Source organism: Streptomyces sp. NPDC093225, assembly GCF_044753805.1.
Taxonomy (GTDB): Bacteria; Actinomycetota; Actinomycetes; order Streptomycetales; family Streptomycetaceae; genus Streptomyces.
The window spans coordinates 195,535-211,792 of record NZ_JBIVNX010000009.1 but is presented as its reverse complement, the minus strand read 5'-3'; the positions used below and the strand labels follow the sequence as shown (position 1 = coordinate 211,792).

13 protein-coding genes are annotated in these 16,258 nt (G+C 74.3%); 5 read left to right on the top strand and 8 right to left on the bottom strand.

Going from position 1 to position 16,258, the window contains the following annotated elements:
* Nucleotides 1–202 precede the first annotated feature (202 nt).
* The gene (locus tag ACIQCH_RS11745) at nucleotides 203–1,678 is read right to left on the bottom strand and encodes a helix-turn-helix domain-containing protein (RefSeq protein WP_402580473.1); all 1,476 of its coding nucleotides are present in this window, start codon (nucleotides 1,676–1,678) and stop codon (nucleotides 203–205) included.
* Between the two features lie 169 nt (nucleotides 1,679–1,847).
* Here ACIQCH_RS11745 and ACIQCH_RS11740 point away from each other — a divergent pair, with 169 nt between their 5' ends.
* Entirely contained in the window at nucleotides 1,848–2,498 is a 651-nt protein-coding gene (locus ACIQCH_RS11740; RefSeq protein WP_402580472.1) for a hypothetical protein, read from the top strand.
* A 170-nt stretch (nucleotides 2,499–2,668) separates the two neighbouring features.
* Nucleotides 2,669–3,010: a DUF6343 family protein gene (locus ACIQCH_RS11735; RefSeq protein ID WP_402580488.1), complete on the top strand. Its 342-nt coding sequence runs from the start codon at nucleotides 2,669–2,671 to the stop codon at nucleotides 3,008–3,010.
* A 17-nt stretch (nucleotides 3,011–3,027) separates the two neighbouring features.
* Here the strand turns inward: ACIQCH_RS11735 and ACIQCH_RS11730 are convergent, their stop codons facing one another.
* The 4 genes from ACIQCH_RS11730 to rpsA form a co-directional block, all read right to left on the bottom strand.
* Nucleotides 3,028–3,399, bottom strand: coding sequence for a tetratricopeptide repeat protein (locus tag ACIQCH_RS11730; protein WP_402580471.1), 372 nt, complete (start codon nucleotides 3,397–3,399; stop codon nucleotides 3,028–3,030).
* A 107-nt stretch (nucleotides 3,400–3,506) separates the two neighbouring features.
* On the bottom strand, nucleotides 3,507–4,118 hold the full coding sequence (coaE, locus tag ACIQCH_RS11725) for a dephospho-CoA kinase (protein WP_402580470.1): 612 nt from the start codon (nucleotides 4,116–4,118) through the stop codon (nucleotides 3,507–3,509).
* Nucleotides 4,119–4,239: 121 nt separating this feature from the next.
* A complete protein-coding gene (locus tag ACIQCH_RS11720; protein ID WP_402580469.1) occupies nucleotides 4,240–5,178 on the bottom strand; it encodes a PAC2 family protein in 939 nt (312 codons plus the stop codon).
* 288 nt (nucleotides 5,179–5,466) lie between these two features.
* Complete coding sequence (rpsA, locus tag ACIQCH_RS11715) at nucleotides 5,467–6,966, bottom strand: 30S ribosomal protein S1 (protein WP_030197880.1); 1,500 nt, start codon at nucleotides 6,964–6,966, stop codon at nucleotides 5,467–5,469.
* A 339-nt stretch (nucleotides 6,967–7,305) separates the two neighbouring features.
* Between rpsA and ACIQCH_RS11710 the strand changes: the two genes are divergently transcribed.
* Nucleotides 7,306–8,271, top strand: a complete 966-nt coding sequence (locus tag ACIQCH_RS11710) for a class I SAM-dependent methyltransferase (RefSeq protein ID WP_402580468.1) — start codon at nucleotides 7,306–7,308, stop codon at nucleotides 8,269–8,271.
* Nucleotides 8,272–8,451: 180 nt separating this feature from the next.
* Nucleotides 8,452–11,070: an ATP-dependent helicase HrpB gene (gene hrpB / locus ACIQCH_RS11705; RefSeq protein ID WP_402580467.1), complete on the top strand. Its 2,619-nt coding sequence runs from the start codon at nucleotides 8,452–8,454 to the stop codon at nucleotides 11,068–11,070.
* Nucleotides 11,071–11,076: 6 nt separating this feature from the next.
* Here the strand turns inward: hrpB and ACIQCH_RS11700 are convergent, their stop codons facing one another.
* Complete coding sequence (locus ACIQCH_RS11700) at nucleotides 11,077–12,075, bottom strand: DUF3068 domain-containing protein (RefSeq protein WP_402580466.1); 999 nt, start codon at nucleotides 12,073–12,075, stop codon at nucleotides 11,077–11,079.
* A gap of 18 nt (nucleotides 12,076–12,093) precedes the next feature.
* Nucleotides 12,094–12,237 carry an SPW_0924 family protein gene (locus tag ACIQCH_RS11695; protein ID WP_402580465.1) on the bottom strand — a complete coding sequence of 48 codons (144 nt, stop codon included), beginning with the start codon at nucleotides 12,235–12,237 and terminating at the stop codon, nucleotides 12,094–12,096.
* Between the two features lie 236 nt (nucleotides 12,238–12,473).
* Here ACIQCH_RS11695 and ACIQCH_RS11690 point away from each other — a divergent pair, with 236 nt between their 5' ends.
* On the top strand, nucleotides 12,474–13,343 hold the full coding sequence (locus ACIQCH_RS11690) for a DUF4184 family protein (RefSeq protein WP_402580464.1): 870 nt from the start codon (nucleotides 12,474–12,476) through the stop codon (nucleotides 13,341–13,343).
* 189 nt (nucleotides 13,344–13,532) lie between these two features.
* Here ACIQCH_RS11690 and polA read toward each other — a convergent pair whose 3' ends face one another.
* Nucleotides 13,533–16,253, bottom strand: coding sequence for a DNA polymerase I (gene polA, locus ACIQCH_RS11685; RefSeq protein WP_402580463.1), 2,721 nt, complete (start codon nucleotides 16,251–16,253; stop codon nucleotides 13,533–13,535).
* Between the last annotated feature and the right edge of the window lie 5 nt (nucleotides 16,254–16,258).

Here is a 16,258-nt window from a genome sequence, read left to right as displayed (position 1 = left end):
GTGGGCCTGCCGCAGGGCCTGCAGGCCACCCCTGTCAAGCACCGAGGGGACCCACACACCACGGGACCCACCCCCGAAGCGAGCCCACCCCCCACACCGGCCCCCACCCCGAAGCCCCCGCCCCGCCGTCCCCCGGGAGCAAGCCCAGCCCACCCCGAGCTTCATCCCCGGCCTTCAGCCCCGGACCTTCACGCCCGGACCTTCAGCCCCGAGACCAGCGCCCCAGCTCGTACGCATAGCCGTAGGTGGGGCGTCCCACCGCCGCGCTGGTACGGAAGGGCCCGCCGTCGGCACCGACCCGCGTGGTGCCCGAGCGCTCGCCCGCGACCCAGCGCAGCTCCAGGTACCAGTCGCAGTCGCACCCGGTCGTCGTGGCCTCCACCCGCAGCACGGCCGGGTCCTGCGCCGACACCCGCAGCGGGAGCGTCGGCGCCGGTACGGGCTCTCCCCCGTCGCTGCCCTCCACCGGACGGGCCAGCGGGCGCGGTGCGTCCAGGTTCACGGCGTACGTGGCGGGCGTCAGGGCGCCACCGCACCCGGGGGACATCGCGTACACGTTCCACTTCAGCGGAGCCCGGCGGGCCACCACCCGAACCTGCACCGCCTGGAGCACGACCGGCCCGGCTCCCTTGCCCGTCGCCGTCACCTCGACGATCTGCTGCCGGGCGTGCACGGCGCGCTGCGCCGCCGCCCAGGCGGGGGCGTCCTGCTCGACCGGCGGCGGGGGGACGGCCTGCGGGCCGCGCTCGCTCAAGTACAAGTGGTCGCAGGCGTTCTGCCAGACGTGCGAGCGCACGGACAGCGCCAGCGGCTCCCCCGCGCCGGGTCGGACCGGGACCGTGGGGCTCGGAGCCACGCTCGGCGAGCCCGTGGCGGCCGGTGGAGCCACCGACTTCGAGGCCGGTGCCGACGGCGCGCCCGAGCCGGCCGGAACACTCGCGCCGGACGGGCTGGGGGCGGGCCCGTGTCCGCGGGCTCCGGGACTTCCCGGAAGGCCGCCCGGGGTGGTGCCGGCCGGGGCGACGGAACCGCCCGCCAGGCGCCCGGTGGCGTCGGGACCGCTCGCGGCCAGCGCCACGACCACCGCGATTGCCGCGGCACCCGCAGCCGCCAGGGCAGCGGTCCGGGGCTTGCGGTACCAGGCCGGCTTCGCCACGAGGGCGACGGGAACCAGCAACTCTCCGGGGACAACGGCGGGACCCGCACCCGCACCCGCACCCGCACCCGCACCCGCACGAAAACCGACACCAGAACCAGAACCAGAACCAGAACCAGCAGAAGCAGAAGCAGAAGCAGAAGCAGAAGCAGAAGCAGCATCCCCACCACCACTGTCATCACCACCACCGCCACTCCCAAGTTCATCCCCCTCACCAGCACCATCACCAGCACCCCCCGCCGCCTGCTCCCGCTGGGCGGCCCGCCGGCGGGCGTCGGCCAGCAGCCAGGCCCGGTGCAGGTCCAGCGCCTCGCCCTGGGACGCACGGCAGGCCCGCGCGAAGCGGTCCACCGCGGCGAACTCCGACGGCACCGCCTCCCCGCTGCAGTACCGGTGCAGGGTCGACGTACTGGTGTGCAGGGTGCGGGCGAGCGCCCCGTAGCTCAGCCCCGATCGCTCCTTCAACTCCCGCATCAGGCGCGCGAAATCCGCCGTCTCCGCCGCCCGCCCCGTCCCGCCCATGGCTCCCCCGTCCCGAGACACCGTTCCACCCCAGGCATGTTTCCCCAGGTGGGAGTACGTTCTGCCGTTCCAGTGTCCCGGATGGGGCCAATTCCTTTGCCCGACACCCCGCATGGTGGGAACTCTGGCCCCGGAACACCAACACAGCCTGAAAACGGGGAGAACCACCATGCTCAAGCGCTCCATCGCCATCGCCGCGGTGACCACCGCGACCGCCCTCGGTGCGGGCCTGGCCGCACCCGCCGCCCTCGCCACCGGCACCGCCGCGCCCGGGTCGGCCCCCGCCACCGCTTCCGCCGCCACCGCACCCGGGTTCCTGACCGGCCGCGACCTCCCGCCCCACCCCTCCTCGCCGTGGTACGCGGGCCGGGTGACCCGCGGAATCCCGGACCCGGTGCCGTTCTGCCTGGACCGCGCGCTGCCGGCCACCGGCGTCTGGCACCGCACGTTCGGCACCGAGTACGACACGGGCGCCGTGCAGGTCTCGGTCCGCGCGGCCTCCGGCACGGCCGCGGCCCGGCTCGCCGCCGCGCTGGAGCGGAAGGTGGCCGCCTGCGCCGCCGACTGGCTGCGCAAGACGCCCGGCGGCACCGCCAGCTGGCAGGACTACGGCAAGGTCGTCGTCGAGGAGGGCGCGCACGTGTACGGCGTCCACACGTCGATCCCCGAGTCCGAGCCGGGCGTCAGCCTCTTCGGGATCGGCCGCGACGGCAGCACGGTCACCGTGGTCCGCTGGGCCGAGATGGGGACCCTGTCCCAGGCCCCGGTGAAGGCCTTCAAGAAGACCGTCGTGACGGCCGTCAACAAGCTCAACCCCTGAGACGGCCCCGGCCGCCCTGCCGTCGCCACAGCCGCAACCACAGCCGCAGTGAGCTACACCCGCACCCGCACCCGCACCCGCACCCGCACCCGCCAGCCTCACCCAGAGCGCTTCCCTGAGCCTTGACCAAGGCGTTCCCGGGTAGGAGCGTCAGAGGTGAGGCGATGGCCATGAGGAGCGGGAACGAGCCGGTCAACGCCCGCAGCGCGCTGCGGATGCGGTTCTGGCTGAGCGTGTGGGGTCTGGTCTGGGCCGGGCTGGGGACGGCCGCGTTCGTGGTCGTCGGCCGGCCCGGCTGGGCGGCGGCCTGCGCAGCGCTGCTGCTGATCGTGGCGGTGGACCTGACCATGATCGTGCGCCACCTGCGTCAGGGACCGCACTGGCAGCCCGGCCGGGACGTCCCGCCCTACGAGCCCGACCACGGCGACGGACGCCCCCGCGACGGACGCCCTCATGACGGACGCCCCCGCGACGGACGACCCGGCGACGGACGCCCCCGCGACGGGCCCTGAAGCCGCACGCGCCCCGCTCACTCGTCGAAGCGCGCCGCCTTCAGGTACTCCGGCTTGGGGTCGAGTGCGGCCGCCAGACGGAAGTGCCGGCGGGCCCGGGCGGGGCGACCGGCCCGCTCGTACGTGCGGGCGAGCCCGAAGTGCGCGTAGGCGTTGTCCGGCTCCCGTTCCAGCACCAGCTCGAACTCCAGCTCCGCCGGCCGTAGTTGAGCCGCGGCGAAGAAGGCGCGGGCACGCAGCAGCCGGGGGCCGGTGGTCTCCGGGTGGGCGTCGATGACGGCGTCGAGCAGTTTCACCGCTCCTCGGGGGTCGCCCGCTTCCAGCAGGCGCTCCGCGGCTCGGTAGTCGATGAGGTGGGTCTCGGGGCTGCGCGGCGCGTTCTCCGACACGGTCAGTCACCAGTCCTTCCGTCTGCGAGCCGTCCAACGTCCCGGCACCCAGGCGTATTCCAAGGCCCGGGCCCCCGGAAACCGCACACGCGCGACGAACGGGCCGCTCAGCTCCCGGCGGCCGCGGCGGCCCGCACCGTGAGCTCCGCCCACACCTCGCGGACCCGGGGCTCCAGCGCCTCCAGCGGCCCGTCGTTGTCGATGACGACGTCGGCCACGGCCAGCCGCTGCTCCCGCGTGGCCTGCGCGGCCATGCGGGCCTTCGCCTCGTCCTCGGCCATGCCCCGGTGCGCGATCAGGCGGGCCAGCTGCGTCTCGGGGGCGGCGTCCACCACCACGACGAGGTCGTACAGCGGTGCCAGCCCGTTCTCGGTCAGCAGCGGTACGTCGTGCACGACGATGGCGTCCGGGCCAGCGGCGGCCTCCAGCTCGGCGGAGCGGGCCCCGACCAGCGGGTGCACGATTCCGTTCAGGGTGCGCAGCTTCTCCTGGTCGGCGAAGACGACGGAGCCGAGCTTCGGCCGGTCCAGGGTCCCGTCCGGGGCCAGTACGGACTCCCCGAACGCGGCCACCACGGCCGCCAGACCGGGCGTGCCGGGTTCGACGACCTCCCGCGCGATGCGGTCCGCGTCGACGACCACCGCTCCGTACCCGGCCAGCAGCCGCGAGACCTCGCTCTTGCCGGCACCGATTCCGCCCGTCAGGCCCACTTTCAGCATGGGGCGCAGCTTAAGCCCTGCCACCCCGGCCCCGTACACCTGCACGACGACGCACCCGCACACCCGTGCACGCGGACACCGACGCACCGACGCACCGACGCACCGACGCACACCTACGCCCCTACGCGTCGCCCTCGCGCTCCGCCAGGAAGCGCTCGAACTCGCGCCCGAGCTCCTCCGCGGACGGGATCTCGGCCGGCTCGGCGATCATGTTGCCGCGGCTCTCGGCTCCGGCGACGGCGTCGTACTGGTGCTCCAGGCCCTGGACCAGTGCGACCAGCTCCTCGTCGCCCTCCCGGATCTGCCGGTCGATCTCCGTCTGGGTGCGGTGCGCCTCGGTGCGCAGCGCGTGCGCGACGCCCGGCAGTACCAGCCCGGTCGCGGCCGTGATGGCCTCCAGGGCGGTGAGGGCGGCGTCCGGGTACGGGGAGCGGGCGATGTAGTGCGGGACGTGCGCGGCCACCCCGAGGACGTCGTGCCCGGCCTGGGCGAGTCGGTACTCGAGCAGGGACTCGGCACTGCCCGGCACCTGGGCCTCGTCGAACGGGCTGCTGTGGCCCGGCATGAGGTCGGTGCGGTTGCCGTGCGGGGTCAGGCCCACGGGGCGGGTGTGCGGCACGCCCATGGGGATGCCGTGGAAGTTGACGGAGAGCCGGACGCCCAGCCGCTCCACGATCTGCTGCACGGCCTTGGCGAACCGCTCCCACTCGACGTCCGGCTCGGGGCCGGAGAGCAGCAGGAAGGGGGCGCCGGTGGCGTCCTGGACGAGCCGGACCTCCAGCGCGGGCGCGTCGAAGTCGGTCCAGTGGTCGCGCTTGAAGGTGAGCAGCGGACGGCGCGCGCGGTAGTCGACCAGCCGGTCGCTGTCGAACCGGGCGACGACCTGGTGCGGCAGCGTGTCGAGCAGCCGCTCGACGATCTGCTCGCCGGTCTCACCGGCGTCGATGTAGCCCTCGAAGTGGTAGAGCATCACCAGCCCGGCCGAGTCCTGGGCCAGTGCCAGGTCGACCACGGCGAGCCCCTTGGCGTCCCACTCGTACAAACCCTGCGGATCAAGCACGATCCCCGCTCCTCCCTCGTGCGTTCGCTAGGAAGAACGTTCCCCGGGGCGGCGCCATTCCCCGAACGGCCGCCGAAACGCGGCCCCGACCGCCCCGCCGAACCCAGGACCCCGACCCCGCACCCCAAACCCAGGAACCCGACCCAGCACCCCGCCCCAGGACCCCGAGCCCGGCACCAGAACGCAGTAAGGCCCGCCCCCCGAAGGGGACGGGCCTTACCGTTTCAGCTTTCGGTCAGCAACCTGCGGTCAGGGACCGGGGCCGTCGACCGGGACGCTGCGCCGTGATCAGCTCTGGCCGCCGGCCAGCTTCTCGCGGAGCGCGGCCAGGGCCTCGTCCGACGCCAGGGCGCCGGCGGTGTCGTCCGACTCCGAGGAGTACGAACCACCGGAGACGCCACCGGCAGCGGCGGCCGGAGCCTCGCCACCCTCGGCAGCGGCGGCGGCGTCGGCCTCGCGGCTCTTGACGACCTGCGCCTGGTGCTGCTCGAAGCGGGCCTGGGCCTCGGCGTACTGGGTCTCCCAGGTCTCGCGCTGCTTCTCGTAGCCCTCGAGCCAGTCGTTGGTCTCGGGGTCGAAGCCCTCGGGGTAGATGTAGTTGCCCTGGTCGTCGTACGACGCGGCCATGCCGTACAGGGTCGGGTCGAACTCGACGGCCATCGGGTCGGCGCCGAAGGACTCGTTGGCCTGCTTCAGCGACAGCGAGATGCGGCGACGCTCGAGGTCGATGTCGATGACCTTGACGAAGATCTCGTCGTTGACCTGGACGACCTGCTCCGGGATCTCCACGTGGCGCTCGGCCAGCTCGGAGATGTGGACCAGACCCTCGATGCCCTCGTCCACGCGGACGAACGCACCGAACGGAACCAGCTTGGTGACCTTACCCGGAACGACCTGGCCGATCTGGTGGGTACGGGCGAACTGCTGCCACGGGTCCTCCTGGGTCGCCTTCAGCGACAGGGAGACGCGCTCGCGGTCCATGTCGACGTCGAGGACCTCGACGGTGACCTCCTGGCCGACCTCGACGACCTCGGACGGGTGGTCGATGTGCTTCCAGGACAGCTCGGAAACGTGGACCAGACCGTCGACGCCACCCAGGTCCACGAAGGCACCGAAGTTGACGATCGAGGAGACGACGCCGGAGCGGACCTGACCCTTCTGCAGGGTGGTGAGGAACGTCTGGCGAACCTCGGACTGGGTCTGCTCGAGCCAGGCGCGGCGGGACAGGACCACGTTGTTGCGGTTCTTGTCCAGCTCGATGATCTTCGCCTCGAGCTCCTTGCCCACGTAGGGCTGGAGGTCGCGGACGCGACGCATCTCGACCAGGGAGGCCGGGAGGAAGCCGCGGAGGCCGATGTCGAGGATGAGACCACCCTTGACGACCTCGATGACGGTACCGGTGACGATGCCGTCCTCTTCCTTGATCTTCTCGATGGTGCCCCAGGCGCGCTCGTACTGGGCACGCTTCTTCGAGAGGATCAGGCGGCCTTCCTTGTCCTCCTTCTGGAGAACCAGGGCCTCGATCTCGTCGCCGACCTTGACGACCTCGTTCGGGTCGACGTCGTGCTTGATCGAGAGCTCGCGGCTCGGGATGACACCTTCGGTCTTGTAACCGATGTCGAGCAGGACCTCGTCCCGGTCGACCTTCACGATGACGCCGTCGACGATGTCGCCGTCGTTGAAGTACTTGATCGTCTCGTCGATCGCGGCGAGGAAGGCTTCCTCGTTACCGATGTCGTTGACCGCAACCTGCGGGGTGGTGGCGGTGGTCTCGGTGCTGCTCGTCATGTGGGAAAGGGCTCCGGTACGGACATGAAGTCGTAGGTACTGCTACGCCGGGAGCCTTTGTCGCGTCTGCGTAAGCCGGACAGCCAAGGAGGCCCCCGATCCGTGGGTAACGGGGAGGAGCCTCGAGAACCGAGGGGTTGCAACAGATGCGAGCGCGCCTGCTAGGTCTGAGGAGCGCAGGCTCGCAGCGCAACTTGTAGCATACGGGGACGGCCGGACAGGGTCAATGCGCGAAGGCGGACACCGCGGGCGCATCACCGTACTTCCGGCACAACTTTCCTGCGGGCAGGCCGTAGAACCTGCCGCGAAGACTCTGCGAAGACTACGACGACGGGCCCGATGAACCAAGAGGATGACGCCGCCGAGCGCGTGTACGAGGACCCGGCGCCCGCGTACCGCGGGTACGGCGACGGAGACGAGCGCACTCCCCCGGCCGGCCACGGCCCCGCCCTCGGCCACGAGGACGACGAGGACGACTACGCAGGCGAGGGCGAAGGCGAGGAAGAGGACGACGCCGAGGCCACCCGCCGCGACGCGGGCGAGGCCGAGAGCAGCCGCGCCAGCCGCGGCTGGTGGGACCGCAACGCGGACGAGTACCAGAGCGACCACGGCGCCTTCCTCGGCGACGACCGCTTCGTCTGGGGTCCCGAGGGCCTGGACGAGGCCGACGCCGGCCTGTTGGGCCCGGCGGCCGCCCTCGCGGGCCTGGACGTCCTGGAGATCGGTGCCGGCGCGGCCCAGTGCTCCCGCTGGCTGGCCGCCCAGGGCGCCCGCCCGGTGGCCCTGGACCTCTCGCACCGCCAGCTCCAGCACGCCCTGCGGATCGACGGCGGCGCGGTGCCCCTGGTGGAGGCCGACGCCGGGGCGCTGCCGTTCCGGGACGGCGCCTTCGACCTCGCCTGCTCCGCCTACGGGGCGGTGCCCTTCGTCGCGGACCCGGTGAAGGTCTTCCGCGAGGTGCGGCGGGTGCTGCGGCCGGGCGGTCGCTGGGTCTTCTCGGTCACCCACCCCATCCGGTGGGCCTTCCCCGACGAGCCGGGCCCCGAGGGGCTCTCGGTGTCCGCCTCCTACTTCGACCGGACGCCGTACGTCGAGCAGGACGAGCAGGGCCGCGCGGTGTACGTCGAGCACCACCGCACCATGGGCGACCGGGTGCGCGAGATCGTCGCGGGCGGGTTCCGGCTGGTGGACCTGGTGGAGCCGGAGTGGCCCGCCTGGAACGCCCAGGAGTGGGGCGGCTGGTCCCCGCTGCGCGGGAACCTGATCCCGGGCACGGCGATCTTCGTGTGCGAGCGCGAGGACTGAACGAGGAACCGGACCAGGTCGCACGGACGACCGGACCCGGTTCGACGAGGACCGGAACCGGTCGCACGGACGGCACCGGACCCGACTCGACGAGGACCGGGCCCGGTCGTACCGGGACCGACCGCCCCCGTGCCGCGGACGCGGCGCGCGGACCGACCGATGCGGTGTGAGGACTGACCCATGCGTACGCAGGCCCTGGACGCGCTCCCGGTCCGGGAGGCGCTGCCGGCCCTGACCACGGCCCTGGACGGCCACGGCACGGCAGTGCTGTGCGCGCCGCCCGGCACCGGCAAGACCACCCTGGTCCCGCTGGTGCTGGCCGGCCTGGTCGGCGGCGGCCCGGCGCGGCGCGTGGTCGTCGCCGAGCCGCGCCGGATCGCGGCCCGCGCGGCCGCCCGGCGGATGGCCTGGCTGCTGGGCGAGCGGGTCGGGGAGTCGGTGGGCTTCACGGTGCGCGGCGAGCGGGTGGCCGGCCCGTCGACGGTGGTGGAGGTGGTCACCACCGGCGTCCTGCTGCAACGCCTCCAGCGCGACCAGGAGCTGTCCGGGGTGGACGTCGTGGTCCTGGACGAGTGCCACGAGCGGCACCTGGACGCCGACACCGTCGCCGCGTTCCTGCTGGACGTGCGGGCGGCCCTGCGGCCGGAGCTGCGGCTGGTGGCCGCGTCGGCCACGACGGACGCGGCGGGCTGGGCACGCCTGCTGGACGACGCGCCGGTGGTGGCGGCCGCCGGGGTGTCGTACCCGGTCGAGGTGGTGTGGGCGCCGCCGGTCCGCCCGGTGCGGCCGCCGCACGGGATGCGGGTGGACCCGGCGTTGCTGGCGCACGTGGCGTCGGTGGTGCGGCGGGCGCTGGCGGAACGGTCCGGGGACGTGCTGTGCTTCCTGCCCGGCGTCGGGGAGATCGCGCGGGTCGCCGGGCTGCTGGGCGGGGTGGACGCGGAGCTGCTCCAGGTGCACGGGCGGGCCCCGGCGGCGGTCCAGGACGCGGTGCTGTCCCCGGGCACCGGCCGGCGGGTGATCCTGGCGACCGCGGTGGCGGAGTCGTCCCTGACCGTGCCGGGGGTGCGGGTCGTGGTGGACGCGGGCCTGGCCCGCGAGCCGCGGATGGACCACGCGCGCGGGCTGGGCGCGCTGACGACCGTACGGGCCTCGCAGGCGGCCGCCCGGCAGCGGGCCGGGCGCGCGGGGCGCGAGGCGCCGGGCGCGGTGTACCGGTGCTGGTCGGAGGCGGAGCACGGGCGGCTGCCGCTGTTCCCGGCGCCGGAGATCAAGCTGGCGGACCTGGCGCCGTTCGCGCTGCACGCCGCCTGCTGGGGCGATCCGGACGCGACCGGGCTCGCCCTGCTGGACACGCCGCCCGCCGGGGCCATGGCCGCGGCGCGCTCGGTGCTGTCGGCGGTCGGCGCGCTCGACACGGCCGGGCGCGTGACGCCGCGGGGTGCGGCGCTGTCCCGGCTGGGACTCCACCCGCGCCTGGGGCGCGCGCTGCTCGACGGGGTCGCGGCCGCCGGGGGCGGGGGCGGCGGGGCGCGGCGGGTGGCCGAGGTGGTCGCGCTGCTGAGCGAGGAGCCGCCGCGGGAGTACGGGGACGACCTGGTGGGCGCCTGGCGGGCGGCCCGGGGCGGGAACGACGCGTACGCGTCCCGGTGGCGGGCCGAGGCCGGGCGGCTGGCCGCCGCGGCGACGTCGGCGGCCGCGACGGCATCAACCGCATCTACGGCGTCCACGACCTCGACGGCGTCGGCGGCACCGACGGGGCGGGGCGCCGCCCCCGCGGCGTCCCGTTCGGGCGCGGCGGCCGGGATCGCGGCGGCCTCGGACGACCACGTCGCGGGGCTCGTGGCGGCGCTGGCGTTCCCCGAGCGGGTGGCCCGGGGCAGCGCCCACCGGGGTTACCTCATGGCGTCGGGCACGCGGGCCGCGCTGGGCGAGGGCTCGCGGCTGGGCGGCAGCGAGTGGCTCGCGGTGGCGGTCGCCGACCGGGCCGCGACCGCGGCGGACGCCCGGGTCAGGCTGGCGGGCGTACTCGACGGGGCGACGGCGCGCCGGGCCGCGGAGCACCTGTGGTCCGAGGGCGAGGAGGTGCACTGGGCCGACGGGGACGTCACCGCCCGCGAGGTGGCACGGCTCGGGGCCATCGAGCTGGCCGTGCGGCCACTGCGCGCACCCGACCCGGCGCTGGTCCGCGGGGCGCTCCTGGAGGGGCTGCGGGCGGAGGGCCCGGGGGCCCTGCTGCGCTGGACCAGGGACGCGGCCGCGCTGCGCGAGCGCCTGGGGTTCCTGCACCGGACCCTGGGCGAGCCCTGGCCGGACGTGGCGGACGGCGCGCTGGTGGAGCGGGCCGGGGAGTGGCTGGAGCCGGAGCTGTCGCGGGCGCGCCGGCGGGCCGACCTGGCCCGGATCGACGCCGGTCAGGCGCTGGCGCGGCTGCTGCCGTGGGCCTCGGGCGAGGCGGGCCGGCTCGACGCGCTGGCCCCCGAGCGGATCGAGGTGCCGAGCGGGTCGCGGATCGCGGTGGACTACTCCGCCGACCAACCCGTGCTGGCCGTGAAGCTGCAGGAGCTGTTCGGGCTGGCGCAGACGCCGACGGTGGCGGGCGTGCCGGTCCTCGTGCACCTGCTGTCGCCGGCCGGGCGGCCGGCGGCGGTCACCGCCGACCTGGCGTCGTTCTGGCGCGAGGGGTACAAGGCCGTGCGGGCGGAACTGCGCGGCCGCTACCCCAAGCACCCGTGGCCGGAGGACCCGGCGACGGCCGAGCCGACCCGGCACACCAACGCCCGCCTGCGGCGGTCCTGACGCCGGTCAGGCGGCGGCGACCGCGATCGGTTCCCGGGGCGGCGCGTCCGTGCGGCCGCGCCGGGTGCGCGCCTCCAGCCACAGGGCGAGTGCGCACAGCAGCCCGCCCCACACCGCGAGGCCGATCGGGGCGTACGTGTGCAGGACGAGGACCTTGGTGCGGTTGGCCGCGACGAGGTCCACGGTGTGCTTCAGGTAGTCCGCGCGCATCTTGACGTGCCCCTGGAAGACGACGAGGCGCTGGCCGGGGGCGTTGGCGGCGAGCTGGCCGCCGCGCAGCTCCTCGCTGTGGATCTCCTCGCCGTTGACGGGCGCGCCGGTCACCGGATCGACCCAGAACATCCGCTTGGTGGTGTACCAGCGCGAGGTGCCCAGGCCCGACTCGATGGTGGCCGGGTCGATGCCCTCGATCGGCATCTTCTTGGGGAACGGCACCTTGGTCCACGGGATGGTCTGCTCGAAGTAGTAGACGTCCAGGCCGTGGAACCTGCGGGGGCCGACGTAGTGGATGGGCGCGGAGGTCCGGGTCTGGGCGTCGAAGTAGAGGTAGTCGCGGGGCTCGGTGAAGAAGGGGAACTTGAACTCCACCCCCTCGCGCCGGACCGGGTCGCCGTCGACCGACTCGCCGGTGGCGTGCACCGGGTCCTGGGTGTGGGCGTCGAAGACGTACCGCTCGGGGACCTGGGAGACCATCTTCCCGTCGGGGCCGATCACGTACGAGAGGGAGTCCCAGACGACGACGTCGCGGCCGGCGCTGGCCTCGATCTCGCGGGAGCGCTCCACGTTGCCCTTGAGCGTCTGCACGATGGTGATCCTGGGGACCTTCTTGGGCTGCAGCGTGCCGTAGTCGAGGAGCGTGGCGGGCGCGGCCTCGAGGACCGTCTCCTGGTACTGGTTCGCCGGGATCTTCGCCAGCCGCGGGTACATGTACCAGCGCATGAGCGGGGCCAGGGCGGCACAGAACACGGCGAGGGCGAGGAGCACCAGGCTGGCTCGGCGTCTCATGGCGGCGGTCGCCTCCCCTTACTCCTGTCCGGGCGCCGTGGGCGCGGTGGTGAGCAGCGGCCTGGGCGAGGTCCGCCCCTCGGGCTGACCGACGGCGGTCACGCCGAAGGCCAGGGCCAGCGCGGCGGCCAGGCCGATCGCGGCGGCGGCGAGTGCGCGCATGGCGGGCCTCCGGATCTGATGCATCGTCAGGGCTGGGGCACCGTAGCAACGCGGGCCGCAGATGAGAACCCGTACGCGGGGCGGTGGGACGACGGGGCGGAGCGGCGTCGGGGCGGAGGGGGGGGCGGCGGCCGGGCGGAAGGGGGCGGCCAGTGCCGGCGGCGGCCGGTGCGAAACCGCGGGGCGGCCGTGGGCGTCGCATACTGGACGAAGGTGATCATCTGGGAGGGGCCCTCATGCCGTTCACGCTCAGCCATGCCGCGGCCGTACTGCCGGGGATCCGGCGCACGGGGGTCGCGCGCGGGCCGCTGCTGGCGTCGGCACTCGTCGCAGGGTCCTTCGCGCCGGACCTGACGTACTTCGCCGCGAGCGTGGTGCCCGGCGGCATGGAGTTCGGTGCCGTCACGCACTCGGCGCTCGGGGTGGTCGGCGTGGACGTGCTCCTCGCGGCGGGGCTGGTGGCCTGCTGGCTGCTGCTGCGCGAGCCGCTGGTGGCGCTGCTGCCGCGGTCCTGGCGGGGCCGGGCGTACGCGCTGGCCCGCGGGGCGGACTGGCGGGGGCGGGCCCGGCTGCCGCTGGCCGGCCGGTTCTGGGTCTCGGCGGCGCTGGGCGCGCTGACGCACGTGGTGTGGGACGGCTTCACGCACCCCGGGCGGCCGGGCACGGACGCGGTGCCGGCACTGCTGGAGCCGGTCGCCGGCATGCCGGGGTGGTGGTGGCTGCAGTACGGCAGCTCGGCGGTGGCGCTGCTCGCCCTCGGCTGGTTCCTGGTGCGGGCCGTGCGCCGGCTGCCGGGTGGGCCGGCGCCGGCCGCGGTGCCCGTGCTGACGCCCGGGGGGCGGGGGGTGGCGTTCGCCCTGCTGGGGGTGGCGGTGGCCGGCGGGGTCGCGCAGCGGGTGGCGCGGTACTTCACGTTCTTCGACCACGTCGGGAGTCCGCTCGACCTCGTGCCGACCGTGTGCTTCGGGGCGGGGGCCGGGCTGGGGGTCGCGCTGCCCCTGTACGCCGCGGCCGTCCGGCTGCGGCACCGGCGGGGGCCCGGGGCCTCGGCCGGGGCGGCGGCCGCGCCGGTCGCGCCGGTCGCGCCGGAGCCGTCGCGCCGCTGACGCCGCCCCGCCGGGCTCCGTCCTTCGAACCCGGGCGCTGCGCGCCGGGTGCGCTCGAACGCCGCGCGGGCTGGCTTCCGTACGGGACTGCCCCGCCGACCCAAGGGTCGGCGGGGCAGTGGCGCGCAGGGCGGGCCGGGCACAGCCGCGCCGCCCCGGGGCGGGGCGGGGCGGGGGCGCGGCCGGGGGTCAGTGGGCGGCGGACTCCCAGTCCGGGCCCACGCCCACCGAGACGTCGAGCGGCGCCCGCAGCTCGACCGCCGCGGCCATCTCGCGGCGGACGATCTCCTCGACCTCGGCCGCCTCGCCCGGGGCGATCTCCAGCACGATTTCGTCGTGCACCTGGAGCAGCATCCGGGACGTCAGCCCGGCCCCGGCCAGCGCCCGGTCCACCCGCACCATCGCCAGCTTCACGATGTCGGCCGCGGTGCCCTGGATCGGGGCGTTGAGCGCCATCCGCTCGGCGGCCTCGCGGCGCTGGCGGTTGTCGCTGTTGAGGTCGGGCAGGTAGCGGCGGCGGCCCAGCATGGTCGCCGTGTACCCGGTGGCCCGGGCCTCGTCCACGACCCGCTGGAGGTAGTCCCGCACCCCGCCGAACCGCTCGAAGAAGGTGTCCATCAGACCCCGCGCCTCGGCCGGGTCGATGTTCAGCTGCTGCGAGAGGCCGAACGCGGACAGGCCGTACGCCAGCCCGTACGACATGGCCTTGATCTTGCGGCGCATCTCGGCGTCCACCGCGGACCGCTCGACCCCGAACACCTGGGAGGCGACGGTGGTGTGCAGGTCCTCGCCGGAGAGGAAGGCCTCGATCAGGCCCTCGTCCTCCGACAGGTGGGCCATGACGCGCAGCTCGATCTGGCTGTAGTCGGCCGTCATCAGGGACTCGAAGCCCTCGCCGACCACGAAGCCGCGGCGGATCGCCCGGCCCTCGTCGGTGCGCACCGGCACGTTCTGCAGGTTCGGGTCGGTCGACGACAGCCGTCCGGTGGCGGCCACCGTCTGGCTGAAGGTGGTGTGGACGCGGCCGTCGGCGGCGACCGTCTTGATCAGGCCCTCGACGGTGGAGCGCAGTCGCGCCTGCTCACGGTGCCGCAGCATGATCACGGGGAGTTCGTGGTCGGTCTGCTGGGCCAGCCAGGCCAACGCGTCGGCGTCGGTGGTGTACCCGGTCTTGGTCTTCTTCGTCTTGGGCAGGCCCAGCTCGCCGAAGAACACCTCCTGCAGCTGCTTGGGCGAGCCGAGGTTGAACTCGTGGCCGACCGCGGCGTGGGCCTCCTTGACGGCCTGCTGCACGGCGTCGGCGAACTGCCGCTCCATCGCCTCCAGGTGGTCGCGGTCGGCGGCGATGCCGTGCCGCTCCATGCGGGCCAGGAGCTCGGAGGTGGGCAGCTCCACCTCGTGCAGCAGCTCGGCGGCGCCGACCTCCGCCAGCTTGGCGGCGAACGCGTCGCCCAGGTCGAGGACTGCGCGGGCCTGCGCGCACAGCGCCTCGGCCTCGGCGGTCTCGTCGGCGCCGAAGGCCAGCTGGCCGTCGGCGGCCGGCGGCTGCAGCTCGCGGCCCAGGTACTCGACCGCCAGCACGTCCAGCGCGAAGGACCGGCGGCCGGGCTTGACGAGGTAGGCGGCGAGCGCGGTGTCCATGGAGACGCCGGCGATGCTCCAGCCGTGCTCGGGGAAGACCCGCATCGCGCCCTTGGCGCTGTGCATCACCTTCGGGCGGGCCGGGTCGGCCGACCAGCCGGCGAACGCCTGCTCGTCGGCCTCGTCCAGCCGCGTCGGGTCGAACCAGGCGGCCGCCCCGCCCGCCGCGGCGAGCGCGATCTCGGACACGCTGCCGGTGCCCAGGCCCCACGCGTCGACGGTGGCCACGCCCAGCGGGTCCTGGCCGTGCTCGGCCAGCCACGGCGCGAGCTCGCCGGGCTCCAGCACGCTGACGTCCAGCTCCACCCCGGCCGCCGGGGCGACGGGCTCGTCCTGGTCGGCGCCCGGGTCGACGGCCAGCAGCCGCTCGCGCAGCGAGGCGTTGCGGATCTCCAGTACGTCGAGCACGCCGGTGACGGCCTTGCGGTCGTACGGGCGGCGCTCCAGGTCCTCGGGGGTGCGGTCGAGCGCCACGTCGCGGACCATCTCGGTCAGGACGCGGTTGAGCTTGACGGACTCCAGGTGGTCGCGGAAGTTCTGCCCCGCCTTGCCCTTGACCTCCTCGGCCCGCTCGACGAGCTCGGCGAAGGACCCGAACTGGTTGATCCACTTCGCGGCCGTCTTCTCGCCCACGCCCGGGATGCCCGGCAGGTTGTCGGACGGGTCGCCGCGCAGGGCCGCGAAGTCCGGGTACTGCTGCGGGGTGAGCCCGTACTTCTCCTCGACCTTCTCCGGGGTGAACCGGGTCAGCTCGGAGACGCCCTTGGTCGGGTACAGCACGGTGGTCTGCGGGGTGACCAGCTGGAACGAGTCCCGGTCGCCGGTGACGATCAGGACGTCGAAGCCCGCGGCCTCGGCCTGCGTGGCCAGCGTGGCGATCACGTCGTCGGCCTCGAAGCCGTCCACGGCGAACCGCGGCACGGCCATCGCGTCCAGCAGCTCGCCGATCAGCTCGACCTGGCCCTTGAACTCGTCGGGCGTCGAGGAGCGGTTCGCCTTGTACTCGGGGAACTCCTTCGAGCGCCAGGTCTTGCGGGACACGTCGAAGGCCACCGCGAAGTGGGTGGGCGCCTCGTCGCGCAGCGTGTTCGCCAGCATCGACGCGAAGCCGTAGATGGCGTTGGTCGGCTGGCCCGTCGCGGTCGTGAAGTTCTCCGCGGGCAGCGCGAAGAACGCCCGGTACGCCAGGGAGTGCCCGTCCATGAGCATCAGGCGCGGACGGTTCTCCGCTGTCTTCTGGTCGGTCTTCTTCGATGCTGTCTCTGCCACGCCCC